The organism is Rheinheimera sp., assembly GCF_030690345.1.
Taxonomy (GTDB): domain Bacteria; phylum Pseudomonadota; class Gammaproteobacteria; order Enterobacterales; family Alteromonadaceae; genus Alishewanella.
Genome location: NZ_JAUYGV010000006.1, coordinates 1146127 through 1163125, shown reverse-complemented (window position 1 = coordinate 1163125; position 16999 = coordinate 1146127). Strand labels below are relative to the sequence as shown.

The window sequence follows — 16999 nt, the reverse complement described above, 5'->3', positions numbered from 1 at the left end:
AACATCCTCTTATTGCTCTTTTGAGTTAACTGATTGTGTTATTGGTAACGTCGTGGTGCTTTGCTGCACCGCGATAAAACGTAAAAACTGACTGCGATCCAGTGGCGACACTGTCGGGGTTTGCAGCTGTAACGGCTGGCCCGGAATGCGGATCAGGCTGACCGGGCTTTGCCATGGCAGCACATAAATGGTTTTCGGCTGCTCCTGATTGCCGCTGATGGTGCTCTCCAGTTGCACGGTTTGTTCCCGCTGCTGCGCGCACAATCCGCTGCTGAGCAGTAACAAAGCTGACACTAATAACGGTTTATTCATCATCCGGCTCCTTCGCTGCCTGCGCCGGCAACTGATCCAGTTCCTGCTCCAGCAATGCCAGCCACATTTTGGCCTGGTCGTCCTGCGTCAAGGCATAGTATTGCTGATAATGATAATGCGCCTGCAATGGCTCACCTAAGTACAGCTCGTACAAAAAAGCGAGATTTTTATGCGCGACGGCGTACTTAGCGTCCGCTTGTAAAGCGCGCTGAAAATGGCGCTCAGCCTGGCGAAAATTGCCCTGCTGTCGGGCTAAGACACCGGATAAATTATGCCCATCGCTGTACTGCGGTGCGCCGGCCAGCAACTGCGTTAAGCTATGCTGTGCTGCAGCGATATCACCGCCCTGCCATTGGCTGAGCGCCAGGTTATAGCGAATGCCCGGCAGCTTGGGCAACTGCACCGCTAACGGTTGCAATATGGCAGTAGCCGCCGCGAATTCACCGCTACTGAGCTGCTGTTTTGCCTGCTCAAACTGCTGTTGCTGCGCCGCACTTAATACCGGCTGCTGCGGTATTTGCGCCTCGCCGGTTGCCTGCTGAGCTGCCGGCTGCAGTACCGGTGTTGGCGGCACAGTTGGCAAGCTGCAACCGCTAAGCCACAACACTACCACCGCCAAGCTGAACTTAATTCGCGTCATCGGCTACCCCGGCATAGGCTTCGGTCTTATTAAACTTGGCCGGCAACAATACCGCCAACCGCGTAAAGCTTTGCTTAATCCAGTCATCCCATAGCTGTTGTTGGGTTAAGCGGGTGTTCTGCTGATAAATGGCAATGGCCTGCTCTTCAAACGGATAGGCCTGCTCTTCCAGCAGCAGCTCGTATTCTTCCAACGCCAGCTCGTCTAAACCCTTGGGGCGGTCAGAATCGAGCAGCGCTTTGGCCATCTGCTGATACAGTTCAGCCACGCGAAACTGGGCTTCACTGAGTAAACCGGCAATGCCGTACTGCATACTTTGCTCATAGCGTTTAATGGCATCAGCCATATGTAAACGTTTTTTCTTCAGGCTTTGCGCCAGCGGATGCGCCAGCCGCACCGCAGCAAACAAGCCGCTTTCATGCCGGCCCAGCTCCAGCAGCGCCTGTGCTGCCAGTTGCTGCGTGCGTTCATTGCCTTCGTCGGCAAATTGCTGCTCAAAAGCGGCGATTTTGTCGCGCCAGAAATTTTGCCGGTACAGGTCCTGCTGTGTTTGATACAGCTGTACCAGTTGATAGCGCGCTTCTTGCGCCAACAGATGCGGCTGCGGGTAACGGTTGGCATAACTGCGCCAGCTATCCAGTGCTTTGACAGTATCACCGCTGCGCTGGTAATACTGCGCTGCCAGATACAAGGCTTCGCGCTGCTGCTCAGGCTCCGTCGTCGTGGCAGCAAGTTTAGTCAGCTCGCCGGCCGCTTTGTCCCATTGCTCTGACTGTTCATAACTGTCAAGCAATTGGGCTTTGGCGACTATGCCGCGCTCTGTTTGCGGATAACGCTGAATAAAGGCGCTTAGCAATGGTATGGCTGCGGCCCAGCTTTTAGCGCTAAGCAACAAGCTGATTTGCTGATAGGCGGCCGCTTCGTGATACGCCGAGTCCGGTAGCAATGTCAGCAGCCGCTGCAAATGGCCCTGTACGGCCTCAACCGGCGCATCCGCTTGTTGTGCCTGCTGATAAATCGCCGAAGCTAATTGCTCCGTCAGCAAGCTGCGTCGCGTTTCAACCAGTTGCTGCGTTAATAACATACTGATGCTGTGCTCTGCTGCCGCATATTGTTGCAGTGCCAGCTCGCTTTGGCTGTGTAAAAACTGTGCTTCCTGTACCAGCTCCGGGCGGCTTTGCGCGGCCTGTGGCCACTGTATAACGCTGTTGCTGTGGGTTAACACGCCATAATAATCCTGCTCGCTGTAGCGCTGCTGCAACTGTTGCAGTGCCACTTGCTGCGCCGCCGGATGGCTGCTGTGCGTTGCGACAAAATCGCTTTGCTGCCGCCATAGCCGCAGCGCGCCGGCCTCGTCGGAACCGGCCAGCTCTTCGCTAAGCAGCAGGGCTTTATAAGCCGCATCTTGTGCAGTAAACAAGCTGGCATCGGTTAACGCCGGGCCATAACCCAGTTCGGTATACAGTGTCAGCGCTTGCTCTGTCATCGCTGCGCCGGCGTAAGATTCTGCCAGCAAATAACGGATATCGGCCACGGAGTAGCCTGGCGCTGTGGCCTGCTGCAGCAACGGCTCCTGCAGCACGGCCAGCATTTGCAGCCATAAATCGCTCACTGCCGCAAAGGCTGCCGCTGCGGTATCTGCCGGCATGGCACCGGCAGCGGCGTACTGTTTACGGGCAAAGTAATCCAGATACTGCAGCAACTGCGGCTGCACTTCTGCTAACTCTTCGCGTCCGGCGCGGCGCCAAAATTCAGACTGCGGGCCAAATAAGCCGATATAACGCTGCTGCGCAGTCAATGCCTGCTCTGCATCGGCATGGGCTAAATAATGCTGAATAATATGCAGCTGAAACCGGGCTGCAGTCAGATTCTGCGGATAATCGGCGATAAACAACCGGTAGGTATCAAGGCTGGCGGCAACTAAGTCTTTCGACGCCAAAAACTCTGCCAGGCCCTGATACAGCTCAGCCAGCAGCGTCAGTGGCCGCTCACCACGCTGATAGCGCACGCGCTTTAATAACGCCTGCAGGCTTTCGCCCTGCTGCTGATAGCTTAACGAAATGCTTAAGGTACGCAGCACTTCTTCGCGCAGGCTCTGCTGTGGCTGTTGCTGCTCGGTTAGCAGCAATTCACTGTAGCTTTGATCCAGCACCTGCAAAAACTGCTCATCGGCTTGCTCAAACTGTTGCAGCTTAAAATAGCTCCAACCGGCCATATAGCGGCCATGCTGTGCCAATGCAGCATCAGAGCCGTTTAGCACCGCCAAAAAGGCCGGCAGTGCCGCGTCATAGTCGCCACGACTGAAATGAATGTCGGCCTTGCGAAACCAGGCTTCAGCGGCAAACACGGAGTCGGGATAGTGCTGCAGCAATATATTCAGCTGCTCGAGGCACGCTTGCTGCTGGCCGAGCAAGTCGTAACTGCGGGCCAGTTGGTAACGGATCAGCTCGTTGTTCGGGTCCTGCGGGTAGTCATGCAGCAATTGCCGGTAGCGGCTTACCAGTTGCTGCAAGGCCGCTTGCTCAGCGTCCGGTGGTAGCTCTGAACGCTCCAGCTGATTAGTGTGCATTTGCGACAAGCGGTATAAAATCTTTTGCCGCGTTTGCGGCTCAGGCTGCAGCGCCAGAATTTGCTGATATAAACTATCCAGCTGTTGTTCGGTTACCGCCACATCCTGCTGCAAAATGCTGCGGTCAAACGCCGGTAAATCCGCCAGCCGTTGCCGTTTTGCTGCGCTATCGGTGTTGCTGCAACCAAACAGCAGCACACTGCAGCACAGTAGCAACATGCTGTGTGGCGGTTGCAGTGCGCGGCGCTTCATGGCTGGCCTCCGTCAGCATTGGCATCAGCCATCAGTAATACCCGCTCCATTACCCGTGCCATGGATTCTTTATTGTGCCGTTGTAACTGCGTTAACTGCGCCAATTGTTGCCGGCGTATTTGCTGCAACTGCTGATTTAACTGCGCCAACAGCTGTTGTTGCTGGCTTAACAGCGCCAGATTAAGCTGTTGCTGCTGTTGCGTTAACTGTGCCAACCGTTGTTGTAATTGCTGCAGCCTTGCCGCCTTACCGCCGCGTTGTTGCAAAGCCGCCAACTGCTGCTCCAACGCACTGAGCTGGGTGGCTAACTGTTGCTGCGCCCGTTGGAATTGCCAGCGCCGCTGCGCTGTACTGTCGCTGTACTGCCATTGCAGCAAACCGCGCAGCCGTTGCAGGCGTTGCCGGTATGCCGCTGTCGGTTGGCCGCTTTGCTCCAGCTGTTGCAAGCGTTGCTCTGAGCGCTCCAACCGGCTAAGTTGCTGATAAGGCTCGCCCTGCCACAACGCTAATGCCATCGGTGCTGTGGCAGCCTCATTTATCTGTTGCTGCAGTTGGGTATAGCGCTGGCTCAGTTGCTGCTTGCGGGCCACTAACAGCGGCAGCTGCCCCGTCAGCAATTGCTGCTGTTGCGTCAGTTTATAGGCGGTTATCTCTTGTAACTGCAGCAGCCGCTGTTGCCGCTGTGGCGCCGCATTCAGTTGCTGTTGCAACGCCAGTGCATCCTGCTGTAAGCGGTGCAGGTTATTGTCATTGCTCAGTTGCAGTGTTTGCCATTGCGACAAGCCTTGTTGCAGTTGGTTTACCTGCAGCGGCGTAGCTTGTTGGTTAATCAATTGCGTTTGTTGCTGGTAGTACTGCTGCGCCCAGTGGTAAGCGGCCAGGGCATCGCGTGGCTGCAATGAGCGCTCCAACTGCTCACCAATACGGGTGGCAGCTTGCCAGGCGGTGAGGCTGAACGGTTGTTGTTTAATTTGCTGCTGTAACACGGCCAGTAAGGCGGGAATATGCCGCTGCTCAGTCAAAATATGGCTGTACAGTTGTAAGGCGCTGCTGCTGAGCACACTGTCAGCGCCGAAGTTAGCCAAAATGCGATCGGCACCGGCCAGATCCTGCTGTTCGATCAGTAACTGTGCTTGTGTCAATTGTACATAGTCGTCCAGCGCCTGCTGCTCTTCTTGTGGGTAAACAAAACCCTGCGGCTGTGACTGCAGCGGCCACTGGCCACTGAATAACAGTTGCCAGAACCCTTGCGGCGCATCTACCGCCAACTGCTGTTGCAACCGGCTGAGCCACTGCAATGCTATTTCCGGCTGTTGTTTGGCCAGCACTAACGCCTGATTACTGATGATATAGGGCATTTCCGGCTGCTGTGCCAACGAGACAAAATCCGGTTGCGCCGGTATCTCGATATCCGGCCAGCTGATCAGCTGGCTCAGCAACTGCTGCTGGCCCAACCAGGCACCGTCGGCGGTAATCTTCACTTGGGCTAAATATTGCCGCGCCGCGGCTTTATCCCCTGACTCCAACTGATAACGGGCAAATTGCAACAAGGCAATGTTGCGCAGCGCCGCCGGCAGGGCGTTGTCGCCCTCACTGTCAGCGGCTAACAGCCGTGCCAGCACCTCAGCGGCGTGCTGTGGCATCTGCAATTGCAGATACAACCCGGCTTCAAGCAACTGAGTGCGCTGATCCTGCTGAGGAGCCAACTGCAAGGCTTCCAGTGCTTGCGCCGGTTGCTGTTGATAAAACGCCCACGCCGCCTGGCGGTAGTGTTTCTCTGTGAGCAACTGCTGCTTATCGTTGATGGCCGCCTGCGCAAATGCCGGCGTTGCGTGCAGCGCCAGCAGATACAACAGCGGGCAAATCAGTCGTTGGACCATGGCTGCACAATAAAGTCGGGTTGATAGTCGCTGCTGCGATCCTTCACCTGCAGCTCCAGCAACACGGCATCGTCTGCTTTGGCAAAGCGGTAATTTACCGCACGGCGGTAATCGCGGTTATCCGGGCCTTTGCCAACAAAAACCGCGGTAAGATTATGTTCACCGGCTTTGACATTGCCTTTATATAACGGCTGAATAGCGCCGCGTTGCAGGGCTTCACGCTGTTGTGTGGTGTAAAGAAAAGCACCGACCGGTTTGTCATTCAGGATCAGCTCTACACTGTCAATTTGAAAAAACTGGCCGCTGTCGAGCGACAAAAATACCGCCAGCTGGGTTTCCGGCGGAAACAGCAGTTCTTCTTCGAGCAAAAACAGTTCACGGTTTAACTGGATCACCTGCTGCTTCAACTGCTCTAACTGCGAGCTAACCGGTGCCGTATCGGCACTGGCTAAAGCGCTTAAGCATAACAATCCACTTAGTATCAGCGTTCTCATTGGTGTGTCCCGTTAAAAGTAAATGCTGAAAAACGCCCGCAACACATTGGCGTCCAGGCTATACAGGGGTTCAAGCCCGGCGCCGGCGTCAGTGATGGTGACATTGCGGAAATTTTTATAGTTAAAGCGAATATGATCCCACTGCAGGTTCAGCTCGGGCTTCGCCCCGGGCCAGAAATCCCACACCGGCAGGCGGTAACCGGCGCCCAGGCCTAAGGTCAGGTTGTCAAATTCGCTTAACTCTTTATCGCGCGCCATAAAGTTTTGCTGATTGGCAAAATCGAATAAATCACGGTAAAACTCTGCCTGGCCCTGGCTGTACCAGCGCAGTTTGGCCTCCAGCGTCCACTGATCTGTCAGCGGATGCACATATTCCACTTCCGCATCAAAGGCGCGGATGTCCCAGCTGTCCTGGTAATGCCGCAGGTTCAGGCTTAGTGCAGCGCGGTACGGCAGATACACTTTATTCACCAACGACACGGCAAAGCCGTTACGGGTGTCCGGATACACCTCACGTTGATAACCATAGCCGAGGGCTTCAGTGGCATCACGATAGCGCACACTGCGATAGGGGTTATTTAAAAAGCCTTCGTCTAAGTCGACCTGCATATTCAGCGCCGCTATCCAGCGGCTGCTCAGCACCTGAGTCCAGCCAAACTTGTAATTAAACCGCTTTACATCGGCACTGAAGCTTTCATCACCGTTGCGACCCACAGTGTCATCGCCCAGCCCGGCTTCAAGGCTCAGCGTCGTCATACCACCAAAAGTATCGTGTGCGATGCCGAATGACACCGACTTAGCGTTGTAATCGTCTTCATCACTTTGCGCATAGTTCAGACTTAAAATGCTGTTGCCGGCCAGATAATCGACACCCAAACGCTTTTCATGCCGGGTTTCGGTGTAGGCCGAGGCGGTGGCTTCTACGTCGATGGAGGCACCGGAGACAGTGTCGATGTAGTAATAGGCTGATAACGACACCGACTGGCCGGCTTTTTTGCGCAGCATCACAGCAGGGCCGTCAATAGACACGCCGCCGCCCTGATAGCCGTGGTACATCAGATCAGCCCTGTCTTCGGGCAATACCGCTGCCTGAACCAGGGCGCCGCTTAGCAGCAACAAGGCTGCGGCAATGACTCTAATTACAGCCACAACCACCGCCCCCGCTGCCGTTAGCACCTTTAGCCGCTTCACGTGAGTCCTGCACATGGGCCACATGTTGCAGCGCTACCGGATGGCGGCCAAACGCCATAATTGGATCGGCCAATTTGTCGCGCTCATAGGGCTTTACCCAAGGCTGAATACTGCTGCAACCACTGAGCAACACTAATGCCGCCGGTAACAGCAGGCGCATAAAAGCCGATACCGGCTTATTCACGACGCTATTCACGCAGCAGTGTTTTAATATCATCTTCATACTTCTTCTCATAACCCGGCTTATAGCCGCGATGCACAGTGCGGACCTTGCCGTCCTTATCCAGGATCACCGTAGTGGGCATCGCTTCAACGCGGTAGTCTTTGGATACGCTGTTGTCGATATCAAACAAAATCGGAAACGCCACCTGCACCTTACTCAGATAGGCTTTGGCGGCTGAGCTGTCGTTTTCCACGTTAACGCCCCATACCTGCACGCCCATCATCTGATACTTTTGTGCCAGTTTATCCAGCGCCGGCATTTCCTGAATACAAGGGCCGCACCAGCTGGCCCAGAAGTTAATCAGCATAATGTCGCCGCGCTGCTCCGCCAGCCGCAGGTTATTACCGTCCAAAGCTTTTAACGTGAAATCCGGTGCCGTAGCACCCTGCGCCGTTACTGCTAAGCTACAGGCCAGTACCAGCGCCAGTTGTTGTATCGTTTTTTTCATTACTGCCTCTGCTGTTTGCATCGCTAAAAATATACCGCCACACCCAAAGCCAGGCTGAGGTTATGCGTGGTTTTACTGCGTGCCAGAATGGTGGTTTCGAAAATGTAATCGCTGAACGTCAGCTCCAGTGCCAGCCAATCGGTGGCATATAAGCGAAACTGACTGCCCAGTTGCAGCGCAAATACTTTATCGCCGGCAAAATCGACATTTCCCCCACCAATAAACAGCGACAGTCCGCTGTTCAAGGCGTAGTTTTCGCTTAAAAAAGCTTCACCCGGCAATACCATATAGCCCAAATGGGCGCCGTAATAACGCCATTCCCGCTCGCTGTCGGTCAGTAACGGTGCCGCGCCGCTTAACTCTTCAAACGAGGTGCGTCCGGCTTTAGCCTGTGCATATTCGGCGCTAAGGTAAAAGTCCTCGTTAATATGATAACTAAGCGCCAGCGCAGCCAGGGCACTACTGCCGAAATCCTCAATACTCAGCACACCAACGCGGGCGCCAAGCAACCAGTTTTCACTGTCGAGCAGATCTTCGCTCACCACCTCAGGCGTGATGTCCGGTTCAACCTGCTGCGCTATGGCTGCGGCAGAGGTTAAAGACAGAGCTAGAAAAATACGCTGAAACCAAGTTTCCATGTGTCAATCTCTTCATTGTCGTTACGGTCAGTGACGATAACACTGCGCCGGTATGCCGCGCGGGCGATAAAATTACGGCTCAGGTAATAGCGCAGGCCAAACTCGGCACTGGCCAGACTATTGTTGCGATCCGGGGTTTGCACCAACACCGTACGCGGCGTGGTGCGCAATACGCCGCCACCAATACCAAAGTAAGGTGACAAGCGCCAATGCGGCCACGGGCTTAAATACAGGCTCAGCTCTGCCGCTAAATTATCTGCCTGGTCGCCATTGGCCTGGCCGACAGAGAGCTCGGTTTGCAGATAAGGGCTGAACAGATACGCCAACGACACTTGATACATGCTGCTGCCGTTAAAATCACCAAACTGTATGCCGGCTTCCAGGGTGCGCGCCTCAAAAGCCGCCATTCTGTCGTCAGACAAATCAAACCGCTGCTGTTGCGTGGTAATAACCTGTGTCAGGTCGGCGCGTGCCAGCCAGTATTGTTGTTGCTTAAACTCTACCTGCACCCAGTCATGCCGTTGGATCAGCAGCGTTAAACGCTCGCCCTTAATGGCTACCTGCACTATCGGATAACCACGGCCGGCACCGGAGTGCAAATTAACAAAATCGCCGCTTACGCTGACATCAACCGGCTCTGCCACAGTAGCTAAGCTGAATAGGCTGATGCAGAGCAGTAAAAATCTGATCATCTATTGCTCCGGGATAGCAAAGGGCGAGTTGTAGTACTGGGCACCAATATCCAGCCACTCTGCTACCAGCTTCAACTCTGCCGCCGATAAATAGCCTTGGTGCGAACCGCCGGCGCCAAACAGATTAAAAAACGCCGTACTGCCCAGCGCATTGCCTACACGAAGGGCGGGCGCAACATTCACCGTAACCATCACCGGAATTGGGTTACCGCTATCATCGAGGATTAAATCGCCGTTTTCATCGGTTAAAAACAGCAGGTTACCGTCGGCATCGGTGGCCTGAACCAGCCGGTCTACCAATACACCGCCCACTAACTCCTGTTCGTTATCCACGCTTACCAGTTCACGGTAACTGCGATAGTGCTCTGCTTCCAAATCAGACGGCTCATTATCGAGCTCTAATTGCGCCAGCGGCACGCGGCCGTTGCCATTAGCATCGGTGCGGCTGTGGCAGCTGACACAGGTGTTATCGGCCAGCAATTCATTGCTATCGGGGTCAAAACGGCGCCGGTCTAACTGCCATAAGGGTTGAATATGCTCAGGATAATCAATACGTAAGCGGCAACTGGCCAGCCATTGGCTAAAGCAAGCCACCCCGGCCGGCAGCGGTGTGGCTAAATCCTGCAGGCTGACCGTTAAAGGCGCATCTGCAGCGCGCAGTGCAGGATCAGTCCAGATATCCAGATAAACCAGGGCTTCGTTTAGCTCAGGCAGACCGTTTAACCGCGCGGCAGCTTGTGCCATAGTTTCACCGGCCTGAGCGATAATTTGCGGGTTGGTATTGGCAAAGGTGCCATCACTGGCAAGGCCGGCGTTCGCCGTTGGCGCTTCGCCGCTTAAGCGGCCATGCGGTGCTGTGCTTTGTGCGCTATGGCAACCATTGCAACTGCGTGTTTCGCCCGGCCTTAATGTGATCCACTGCTGATGCAGCGGCGAAATAGCCTGGCCCTGTGCATTTAACAACGCCAAATTAAACGGCACATTGGCCGGTACCTTAACCTGTACCGAGCCATCCGGCTCTATTGCCACGCTGCCGAGAATTTCGCGCATCAGTTGGCGACGGCTGACACCAAAGGCGGAATTGGGTACATCCAGCACCTCTTCCGGTGGCATCGGCACGCCGCGCACCAGGCGTAAAAACCGCGCCGGGCGCTCATCCGCCGTGCTTTGCATCGGGTCGGCCAGCTGGGCAATATTAACGCTGGCAGTACCGGCAAAATCATACACGCTGCGAATATCCAGCACCGCAGCATTTTCGGCGGCCAGTTCTGCATCCAGTAACGGGTTCTGTGGTAAAAACGCCCCGGCGCTGTAAGCTTGCAGCACCACAGGTTCGGCCAGCAGCAAGCCTTCTGTACCCGGCCGCACCGGTACCTGAGTTTGTTTTTCGGTATCAAATAACCATAAGCCGTACAAAGGTGCAGCCAGCTCCAATTCACTGACATCGTCTAACTGAGCACAGCTGAACGCTACCTCTTCAACCAACACGCGACACGGTGACCAACTGACTAAAAAACGGCCGCTGCCATCTTTTAACGGCGCATAGCTGTGCACGGCGCCGGCCGGTTCGGTGCGTTCAGTGTTATCAAAAGCCCACGGAAACAGTGGCGTTTGCGCCGGCAAGTTCAGCGTTTCGCCAAACAGAGCCTGCTCATTGTCACTGGCCAGCGCCAGCGCAACCTGCTGTGGCCAGCTGTTGTAATAAGGCGCGGCAGTAGAAGCCAACGCAGTACTTACGCTACCGTCTTCCAGTAGTACGGCTTTAACAAATTCAACTTCAGACTGTTCAGCACCGGTTTCATGTGAATGCCAGCCATAAACTAACTGGTTTTCACTGCCGTCCGGCTGCATCTGGTACCAGTTAAACATTGAACGATCGCTCTGGTTGTCCCAGCGACTATACAAAATATGGCCATCGTCCAGCACCACCGGATACAGGTCGTGGCTCAGGTTAAAGCTTAGTTGTTCAATGCCGCTACCGTCGGCATTCATTAGGTGCAGGTTAAATGCCGGGGCGTTTAAATTTTCATCCAACGCCGTGTATTGCGGTTTAAATTCGTCCAGTAGAATTTGCCGTGCGGTGGTCTGGCGGGTAGAGCTGAAAATAATACGGCCATCCGGTAAGAATGCCGGGCTGATATCATGGCCGCGCTGCGCTAATTGGGCATCGGCAATCAGTGGGCTGACAGTTTTACTTTGTACATCATAGCGCCACAAATCCCATTTCGGTTGCAGCTCTTCAGCAACGTTTTCCAGTGCCGGTGCCCGTAAGGCAAACACTAAGGTTAAGCCATCGGGCGACGCACTGAGGTCTTTGACGTCATATAACGCACCTTCGGCAAACAGGCCGGCGGTAAGGTCTGTTTCAACAGATTGGGCAAAGGCATTTTGTTTTAGCAGTAAGCGGGCGCCCGGGTTAAAGGCAGCAGGGTCAGTCAGGTTGGTTTGATAAGCTTCATCTTCGTTAATCAGCAGTGGGCGTTCAACAAAAGCCAGCGCAATTTCCTGCACCACAGGATCTGTCGGTTCGTCCTGCACGCTGATATCGGCTTTACAGGCCACCAGTACAACACAGACTGCAATCAGGCATAGCCTTGTTATTATTATCATTATTCCGACACCGGCTACCGTTTACTGCTTGTTTACGTTTTCACGCCAAACAAAATGGCGAAGTCAACAGCTTATCGCTGCATTGACAGCAGAGCAAGTTAAAATTTATCACAAAAAAAGCCAGCATAAGCTGGCTTTATTAACGACAGATGAACAGGCCTTATAAGTCGGCTTCAAATGCCTCTGGTATGCTTTCTTCGATCGGTTTTTCACCCGGCTTTAACAACAAGCGGGCGCGCAACTCTTTCTCAATTTCGTCGGCTACCGGTTGGTTATCGGCAAGGAACTTCATCGCATTGGCTTTACCCTGACCAATTTTATTGCCCTGATAAGCGTACCAGGCGCCGGCTTTATCTACCAAGCCCTGGGCTACGCCTAAATCGATCAGTTCGCCTAACTTGTTAATGCCGGCACCGTACTGAATAATAAACTCGGCTTGTTTAAACGGCGGCGCCACTTTGTTTTTCACCACTTTAACGCGGGTTTCGTTACCGGTAATTTCATCACCGTCTTTTACCGAACCGATGCGGCGGATATCTAAGCGCACTGAGGCATAGAATTTCAGCGCGTTACCACCGGTGGTGGTTTCCGGGTTACCAAACATTACACCGATTTTCATCCGGATCTGGTTGATAAAAATACATAAGGTATTAGAACGCTTAATATTACCGGTTAGCTTACGCAGAGCCTGTGACATTAACCGGGCTTGCAAGCCCATGTGGCTGTCGCCCATGTCGCCTTCAATTTCCGCTTTTGGCGTTAACGCGGCGACCGAGTCGACGACTACGACATCTACAGCGGCAGAGCGTACTAACATGTCACAAATTTCCAGCGCCTGCTCACCGGTATCCGGCTGCGACACCAGCAGGTCTTCTACCTTAACACCCAGCTTTTTCGCGTATACCGGATCCAGCGCGTGCTCGGCATCGATAAAAGCACAGGTTTTACCGGCCTTTTGTGCTTCGGCAATAACCTGCAACGTTAAGGTGGTTTTACCGGACGACTCCGGGCCATAAATTTCGACGATACGGCCATAAGGTAAACCGCCGATACCCAGCGCGATATCCAGGCCTAAAGAGCCGGTAGATACAGCAGCGATATCAAGCGCTGTGCTGTCGCCCAAACGCATAATAGAACCTTTACCGAACTGACGTTCAATTTGACCTAAGGCGGCGGTGAGCGCTTTTTGTTTGTTGTCGTCCATTTTTATATCCATGGTTGAGCCGGGCTTGCCGGACAATTAACACTGTATGCTCGTACAGTAGTCTAGTTTGCTAAAGCTGTCAACAGCTCAATGCTTTGTTTCAGGGCGTAATCGATGGCCTGCTGGCGTACCTGCTGACGATCACCGGCCAATACCAAGCGGCTGCTGGCAACCTGGCCGTTAATGCAAAAACCAAAGCATACCGTGCCTACCGGCTTATAGACTGAACCGCCATCCGGCCCGGCAATGCCGGACACGGCAATGGCCATATCGGCATTGGCGGCTTTGGCGGCACCTTCGGCCATTTCACGCACAGTCTCTTCACTTACTGCGCCAAATTGCAGTAAGGTAGCGCTGCGCACAGCCAGCAGCTGTTGTTTGGCTTTATTGCTGTAGGTAATAAAACCACGGTCTACATAAGCAGAGCTGCCGGGCACGGCGGTTAAGCAATAAGCAATGCCGCCGCCGGTGCAGGATTCAGCAGTGGTGATAGTCCACTTTTTCCGTAATAATAGCTGGCCTAATTCTGTCGCCAGCTGCAGGCTGTCTGCTGCGACCGTCATATTTTATCCAACAGGGAATTCAAAACGCTATTATGCCGTCAGACCAGAAAACGGAGCAAGCCTTAAGCGCACATACCCCTGCTGCGTAGCAAATGAGAATAACCTTCGGCATATAATACCCAACCTCTAATTTTTCAGACTATCCTCACGTTACCGCCTATACAGGTAAGGAAGTAGCCTGTGTATCGTTCGGTAAACGTTTGGAATAAATGACCTTATCGTTTTCATCAATAATAACTAACACGGAATTATTGGAATGAAGGTCAATCTCGACATACAATTTCCGACGGCCTTCTTGTACATAGTTTTTTTGACGTCAATCAAAAAATAGCTATTTACTCGGAGGCCGTCTAAGGCCACTTAGGCTAGATGATTATCAGGTCAAAATTAATTTTCGCGAAAGAATAAGGGATGTATGGTTTCGATTCAGGTGGGTGGGGAGGACAAGACCGCGAAGATCAGCGACTGGGCGATTTACTGGAACGACAAGTATAAAGCCCTGCAACTGACCTGCTATTACCCCTCCAAGAAAACCTACACGCGCCCGCTTGGCGACTGCCGTGTTTCACCCACCCGCGAGTTGGGCGAGATGTTGCTGACCAAGCCCGGCAGCACGATCGTCACGCCCATTGCCAAAGCGACGATCTACGGCGAGCGATATGCCGTCGTGCACTATCCAGACGCCGACAAGCCCTACGTCTACAAAATGGAAGGTATCGGCTTTGCCGCGCCGACGGCGATGAAGGACGCGCCAGTCTTCCACTATTTCACGGCCGTGGCGAATGCCCGGCAGGATCGCGCGGTGTCGAAGAGTGACCGTGAGATCGCCGCCAATGTGGTGCACCAACTGGAAAAACTACCTGCTAGTGCTGACACCGCCTTGCATGCCTATTGCACGGCACGGAATGGAGCGCTGGCAGCGGGCAAAGGCTTGATCTATCCATTCGGGGTGAACGAGAGCCAGCTTGCGGCGGTCGAGCAGGCCTTCAGCGCGCAGGTCAGTGTGATCGAAGGGCCGCCGGGAACCGGCAAGACCCAAACCATCCTCAACATCCTCGCCAATATTCTGCTGCGCGGGCAGACGGTGGCGGTGCTATCCAACAACAATACGGCGGTGGACAACGTCTACGAGAAGCTGGAGAAATGCAGCCTGGGCCACCTGATCGCCAAACTCGGTAACCAGGACAACCGTAAGGATTTCTTCGCCGCCCTGCCACCCTGGCCATCGAGCGAACCCGAGCCTGCACCGACTCTGGATGAAATTCAGGCCCTGCTGGCCCGCTTGAAGCAGCTCTTGCACGATCACAATCGGGCGGCGCAACTGCAGGTCGAGCTCGATGAGCTCACTATTGAGCGACGCCACCTGCAGCAGTGGCAGGCAGACAGCGGCATACCGGCCGCAGCCTCGCTGGACAAGTACGGACTGTCGCCGCACAAGACCACGGACCTGATGGCCTACCTTGCCCATCTCGGCGAGCAGCGCATTCGCCTTAAAGATCGCATAGAGCTGCTGTTCAGCTTCAGAATTTTTCGCGCCAGGCCTTTCGTTCACGGGGATGCGCGCCTGTCCGTCTTTCGTGCCCTGCAGATGCACTACTACGACAAAGCGTTGCAAGAGAAAGAGGCTGAGCTGCTGGCATGCCGCGAATCGCTGGCGCGCGGAAATTTCGAGGTCTTGCTAGAGGCATTGAAGACGGCATCGATGCGCCATCTGAAGCAGCATCTACAACGTAAGGCGCGGCCATCGTACAGCTTCGATGCCAAAACCTACCGCAAGCAGTTCGATGCCTTCGTGCAGCGTTTTCCGATCCTGGGCAGCGGCACCCACTCCATTGTCAATTCGATTGCGCCGGGGGCGATTCTCGACTACGCGATCATCGACGAGGCCTCGTTGCAGGACATCGTGCCGGGCATTCTGGCGCTAGGCTGCGCAAAGAATCTTATCGTCGTCGGCGACAACCGCCAGTTGGCACACATTCCAGTGGCGCTGGGCCTGCAGGCGCCCGCCGACGCCTACGATTGCGAGCGCTACAGCCTGCTCGATTCGTGCATCGGCGTGTTCGAGGAGGCGCTGCCCAGAACCCTGCTGAAAGAGCATTACCGCTGCCATCCCAGAATCATTCAGTTCTGCAACCAGCAGTTCTACGACAACGCGCTGGTGCCCATGACCGAGGACAAGGGCGAAGCCCCGCTGCGCCTGGTAGTGACCGCAAAGGGCAACCATGCTCGGCAAAACACTAACTTGCGGGAGCTTGATTCCCTGCTCAAGCTGCTCGACGACGAGGGCGAGGCTGTCGGGCTGGATGGCGAAGGCCGTGGTTTCATCGCGCCGTTCCGGGCACAGGTCAACCTCTCCGGTACGCACCTGCCAGCGAATTTCGTTAAGGACACCGTGCATAAGTTCCAAGGGCGGGAGTGCGACGAGATCGTTTTTTCTACCGTGCTGGACAAGAAACACTACAACCAGGAGCGCAAGCGCCTGGATTTCGTCGATGACCCGCGCATGATCAACGTGGCGGTGTCCCGGGCGAAGCACCGTTTCATTCTGGTGACGGGCGACGAGGTGTTCACCGGAAACAACGGTCACATTGCGGCCTTGATGCGCTACGTCGCGTATTATGCGCAGGATGATCAGGTTGTGCGTGCACCCGTCGTATCGGCCTTCGACCTGCTGTACCGCGAATACGACCAATCTCTGGCACGCTTGAACGACCGCTTGCGATCCAAGGATTCACGCTACAAATCCGAGCAGATCGCAGCGCAACTGCTACGCGAGGCGCTGTCCGATCCGTCGTGTCAGGCGTTGATGTGTCACGACCAGATCAAACTGGATCAGATCGCATCACCGAGTAACCCGGATTTGACGCAACGCGAGCGGGCCTTCATGGCACGTGCCAGTTGCGATTTCGTGATCTATTTCAAGGTGGGCAAGACCCCGCTGGGGGTGATCGAAGTCGATGGAGGCTCCCACGAGCAGCCGGATCAGGCGGCGCGGGACGCCTTGAAGAGCGGTATTCTGACGAAAAGCGGTATTTCCATCCTGCGACTGCGCACCGTCGAGAGTCGTATCGAAGAGAGAATCGCAGACTTTATCGCCCAGTGGGCGAGCCCAGCGCTCGACGCGTAATCAGTTTAGGTTTACTAAAATAATCGTAGCCATACTACCATAACTCAAACTTTTATAAATAGTTACGGCTTGTGTATGACGATCCCCCGCACTGACAAACTTCTGTTATAATTCGTGGCTTTATCATCGCTAACAGCTGCGGATAAGAACATCTGT

14 protein-coding genes are annotated in these 16999 nt (G+C 54.4%); 1 reads left to right on the top strand and 13 read right to left on the bottom strand.

Going from position 1 to position 16999, the window contains the following annotated elements; translation table 11 throughout:
- Positions 1 to 9 precede the first annotated feature (9 nt).
- The 13 genes from Q8O77_RS09850 to Q8O77_RS09790 all read right to left on the bottom strand — a co-directional run bounded on the left by Q8O77_RS09850 (position 10) and on the right by Q8O77_RS09790 (position 13716).
- Positions 10 to 312: a hypothetical protein gene (locus Q8O77_RS09850; protein ID WP_305552695.1), complete on the bottom strand. Its 303-nt coding sequence runs from the start codon at positions 310 to 312 to the stop codon at positions 10 to 12.
- A complete protein-coding gene (locus Q8O77_RS09845; protein WP_305552694.1) occupies positions 305 to 952 on the bottom strand; it encodes a tetratricopeptide repeat protein in 648 nt (215 codons plus the stop codon). Before Q8O77_RS09845 ends, Q8O77_RS09850 begins: the two co-directional genes overlap by 8 nt.
- Entirely contained in the window at positions 939 to 3773 is a 2835-nt protein-coding gene (locus Q8O77_RS09840; RefSeq protein ID WP_305552693.1) for a tetratricopeptide repeat protein, read from the bottom strand. Before Q8O77_RS09840 ends, Q8O77_RS09845 begins: the two co-directional genes overlap by 14 nt.
- On the bottom strand, positions 3770 to 5653 hold the full coding sequence (locus tag Q8O77_RS09835; protein WP_305552692.1) for a hypothetical protein: 1884 nt from the start codon (positions 5651 to 5653) through the stop codon (positions 3770 to 3772). The genes Q8O77_RS09840 and Q8O77_RS09835 overlap by 4 nt, the downstream gene beginning before the upstream one ends.
- Positions 5638 to 6147: an AraC family transcriptional regulator gene (locus Q8O77_RS09830; protein ID WP_305552691.1), complete on the bottom strand. Its 510-nt coding sequence runs from the start codon at positions 6145 to 6147 to the stop codon at positions 5638 to 5640. Before Q8O77_RS09830 ends, Q8O77_RS09835 begins: the two co-directional genes overlap by 16 nt.
- A gap of 12 nt (positions 6148 to 6159) precedes the next feature.
- On the bottom strand, positions 6160 to 7296 hold the full coding sequence (locus Q8O77_RS09825) for a DUF3570 domain-containing protein (RefSeq protein ID WP_305552690.1): 1137 nt from the start codon (positions 7294 to 7296) through the stop codon (positions 6160 to 6162).
- Positions 7283 to 7555 carry a DUF4266 domain-containing protein gene (locus Q8O77_RS09820; RefSeq protein WP_305552689.1) on the bottom strand — a complete coding sequence of 91 codons (273 nt, stop codon included), beginning with the start codon at positions 7553 to 7555 and terminating at the stop codon, positions 7283 to 7285. Before Q8O77_RS09820 ends, Q8O77_RS09825 begins: the two co-directional genes overlap by 14 nt.
- A complete protein-coding gene (locus Q8O77_RS09815; protein WP_305552688.1) occupies positions 7527 to 8009 on the bottom strand; it encodes a TlpA disulfide reductase family protein in 483 nt (160 codons plus the stop codon). Before Q8O77_RS09815 ends, Q8O77_RS09820 begins: the two co-directional genes overlap by 29 nt.
- A gap of 23 nt (positions 8010 to 8032) precedes the next feature.
- Positions 8033 to 8647, bottom strand: coding sequence for an outer membrane beta-barrel domain-containing protein (locus tag Q8O77_RS09810; protein WP_305552687.1), 615 nt, complete (start codon positions 8645 to 8647; stop codon positions 8033 to 8035).
- Positions 8617 to 9339 carry a hypothetical protein gene (locus Q8O77_RS09805; RefSeq protein WP_305552686.1) on the bottom strand — a complete coding sequence of 241 codons (723 nt, stop codon included), beginning with the start codon at positions 9337 to 9339 and terminating at the stop codon, positions 8617 to 8619. Before Q8O77_RS09805 ends, Q8O77_RS09810 begins: the two co-directional genes overlap by 31 nt.
- A complete protein-coding gene (locus tag Q8O77_RS09800; protein ID WP_305552685.1) occupies positions 9340 to 11949 on the bottom strand; it encodes a hypothetical protein in 2610 nt (869 codons plus the stop codon).
- Between the two features lie 160 nt (positions 11950 to 12109).
- Positions 12110 to 13153, bottom strand: coding sequence for a recombinase RecA (gene recA, locus Q8O77_RS09795; protein ID WP_305552684.1), 1044 nt, complete (start codon positions 13151 to 13153; stop codon positions 12110 to 12112).
- A gap of 62 nt (positions 13154 to 13215) precedes the next feature.
- Positions 13216 to 13716, bottom strand: a complete 501-nt coding sequence (locus Q8O77_RS09790; RefSeq protein WP_305552683.1) for a CinA family protein — start codon at positions 13714 to 13716, stop codon at positions 13216 to 13218.
- 415 nt (positions 13717 to 14131) lie between these two features.
- Between Q8O77_RS09790 and Q8O77_RS09785 the strand changes: the two genes are divergently transcribed.
- Positions 14132 to 16843, top strand: a complete 2712-nt coding sequence (locus tag Q8O77_RS09785) for an AAA domain-containing protein (protein WP_305552682.1) — start codon at positions 14132 to 14134, stop codon at positions 16841 to 16843.
- Positions 16844 to 16999 lie beyond the last annotated feature (156 nt).